The sequence below is a fragment of the Rhodoplanes roseus genome (assembly GCF_003258865.1).
GTDB classification, from domain to species: Bacteria; Pseudomonadota; Alphaproteobacteria; order Rhizobiales; family Xanthobacteraceae; genus Rhodoplanes; species Rhodoplanes roseus.
The window spans coordinates 1-2,577 of record NZ_NPEX01000487.1 but is presented as its reverse complement, the minus strand read 5'-3'; the positions used below and the strand labels follow the sequence as shown (position 1 = coordinate 2,577).

2 protein-coding genes and 2 pseudogenes are annotated in these 2,577 nt (G+C 71.1%); 3 read left to right on the top strand and 1 reads right to left on the bottom strand.

Annotation, left to right across the window (positions count from 1 at the left end):
- Positions 1–190, top strand: a pseudogene (locus CH341_RS30535) (glycolate oxidase subunit GlcE); the annotation flags it as partial.
- A gap of 7 nt (positions 191–197) precedes the next feature.
- Entirely contained in the window at positions 198–1,502 is a 1,305-nt protein-coding gene (glcF, locus tag CH341_RS30530) for a glycolate oxidase subunit GlcF (protein WP_111423301.1), read from the top strand.
- A gap of 133 nt (positions 1,503–1,635) precedes the next feature.
- On the opposite strand, the gene CH341_RS30525 is transcribed toward glcF, so the two are convergent.
- Entirely contained in the window at positions 1,636–1,848 is a 213-nt protein-coding gene (locus CH341_RS30525) for a hypothetical protein (protein ID WP_111423298.1), read from the bottom strand.
- A 141-nt stretch (positions 1,849–1,989) separates the two neighbouring features.
- Here CH341_RS30525 and CH341_RS30520 point away from each other — a divergent pair.
- A pseudogene (locus CH341_RS30520) lies at positions 1,990–2,577 on the top strand (hypothetical protein); the annotation flags it as partial.

Below are 2,577 nucleotides of genomic sequence, written 5' to 3'. Positions count from 1 at the left end.
CGTGATGCGCTCGGCGACCGCGCGCTGCGGCGGCCACGCGACGCTGATCCGGGCGCCCGCCGCGCTGCGGGCCGCCGTCGACGTGTTCGAGCCGCAGGGCGGCCCGCTCGGCCTGCTGACGCGCCGGGTGAAGGAGAGCTTCGATCCGCGCGGCGTGCTCGGCCCCGGACGCATGTGGGCGGGGGTGTGAGGGCATCATGAGAACCGAGTTCTCCCTCGCGCAGCTCGCCGACCCGGCCATCAAGGAGGCCGACGCGATCCTGCGGGCCTGCGTGCATTGCGGCTTCTGCACGGCGACCTGTCCGACCTATGTGCTGCTCGGCGACGAGCTCGATTCGCCGCGCGGCCGCATCTACCTGATCAAGGACATGCTGGAGGGCGGCCGGCCGGCCGCCGCCGAGGAGGTCAAGCATCTCGACCGCTGCCTCTCGTGTCTCTCCTGCATGACGACCTGCCCGTCCGGCGTGCACTACATGCATCTGGTCGACCACGCCCGCGCCCATGTGGAGAAGACCTACCGGCGCCCCTGGCATCAGCGGCTGGTGCGGGCGCTGCTGGCCCGTGCGATCCCGGATCCGAACCTGTTCCGGATGGTCAGCGCGGCCGGGGCCTTCACCAAGCCGCTGGCGCCGCTGTTCGCGCGGCTCGGGCTGCCGCAGATCGCCGCGATGCTGCGGCTGGCGCCGCACGGATTGCTGCCGAAGCCGACCCCGTCCGGGCGCGTGGTGGCGGCCGAGGGCGTGCGGCGCGGCCGCGTCGGGCTCCTCTCCGGCTGCGTCCAGCGGGTGCTGGCGCCGGGCATCAACGAGGCGACCGTGCGGGTGCTGACGCGGCACGGCTTCGACGTGGTGATGCCGGCCGGCGAGGGCTGTTGCGGTTCCGTCACCCACCACATGGGCGACGAGCATCGCGCGTTGGCGGCGGCGCGCGCCAATGTGACGGCCTTCGCGGCCGAGCTCGACGGCGCCGGCCTCGACGCGATCGTCTCCACGGCCTCGGGCTGCGGCACCACGATGAAGGACTACGGCTTCATGCTGCGCGCCGACCCGGAGTTCGCGGAACCGGCGGCGCGGTTCGCCGCGAAGGTGCGGGACGTCGGCGAGTTCATCGCCGGCCTCGGCGCACTCAAGCGCGTGCCGACCCCGCCGCTGACCGTCGCCTACCAGGCGCCGTGCTCGCTGCAGCACGGCCAGAAGGTCGTGCGGCAGCCCAAGGAGATGCTGGCACGGCTCGGCTTCGTGGTGCGCGACGTGCCCGAAGGCCATCTCTGCTGCGGCTCGGCCGGCACCTACAACATCCTGCAGCCCGAGCTGTCCGGCCGTCTTCGCGATCGCAAGATCGCCCATCTGGAAGCGCTCGAACCGGACGTGATCGCGGCCGGCAATGTCGGCTGCATGGCGCAGATCGGGTCCGCCACGGCGATCCCGGTCGTCCATCCGGTCGAGCTGGTGGACTGGGCGACGGGCGGTCCGGAGCCGGCGGCGTTCGAGCAGCCGGGTTGATGAAACGCCCGTCTTTGCTGGACGGATGCGCCGCGTCGCGCGGCGTCGCTGCACCGATGTGACGCGGCCCGGCGCGCACGAAATGCTTTGCATGCGCGGCCGTGTCGTGAAAAATGAGCGCGCCGTCGCGTGCTCACGAGCGCAGCATCGTCGTGCGAATCGTGGCGGTGTTGGCGAATCGGTTGCGTGAGCGCAAGATCGTGACTATCGAGAAGAACCCGCCCGATGCGATCGTCGCCGACTGTTTCGGCTCTTCCACCGGATCGCCGCGGGCTTCGCAATCCCGATCGAACACGCCGAGCGATCGCCTCGGTCCGACGATCGGGGGATCAGCGCCGATGGCCATGGAGCATCGCGGAATGGTCGGTTCCGGTGTCCCCGTCAGGAACGCCGCGATGTCGTCCGCGTCCCCGCGTGGTTCTTCTCACGGTCCGACGAACCAGGCCGTCGCGTAACGTCGAGCTCAGCCGAGATCGGGAGAACCTGCATGGCGAAGACAGCGAAGAAGTCACCGGCGAAAGCCAAGGCCAAAGCCAAGACCGCGGCGAAGCCGCGGGCTGCCGCGGCCAAGAAGCCGGCGGCCGCCAAGAAGACGACGGTCAAGAAGACCACCGTGAAGAAGACCACGGCCAAGAAGCCGGCGGTGAAGAAGGCCGCGGCCAAGAAGCCGGCCGCCAAGACGTCCGCCGCGAAGAAACCCGCCGCGAAGAAGCCCGCGACCAAGAAGCCCGCCGCGAAATCGACCCGCAAGCCGGCGGCCAAGACGTCGGCGACCAAGAAGTCGACGAGCAAGTCCTCGGCGACCAAGTCCTCGACCCGGTCGACGGCCCGCAAGCCGGCGGCGAAGAAGTCGACGGCCAAGACGCCGGTCCGCAAGTCGACCCGCAAGCCGGCCGCGAAGGCCGCGAGCCCGCGCAGCGTCGCGAAGACGACCCGCAAGGCCGCGCCGCGCAAGCGTGTGGCGGCTCCCGCTCCGGCGCCGGAACCGGTCGCCGCGCCGGTCGCCGTCGTCTGCAACGCGGTGGGGGCCGCGATCCGGTTCCGGGCGGATCTGCGGGCGGTGGCGTTGGAGGAG

Coding starts and splice junctions, on each gene's coding strand:
- glcF (WP_111423301.1), top strand. CDS start 198: ATGAGAACCGAGTTCTCCCTCGCGCAGCTCGCCGACCCGGCCATCAAG.
- CH341_RS30525 (WP_111423298.1), bottom strand. CDS start 1,848: ATGGCCATCGGCGCTGATCCCCCGATCGTCGGACCGAGGCGATCGCTC.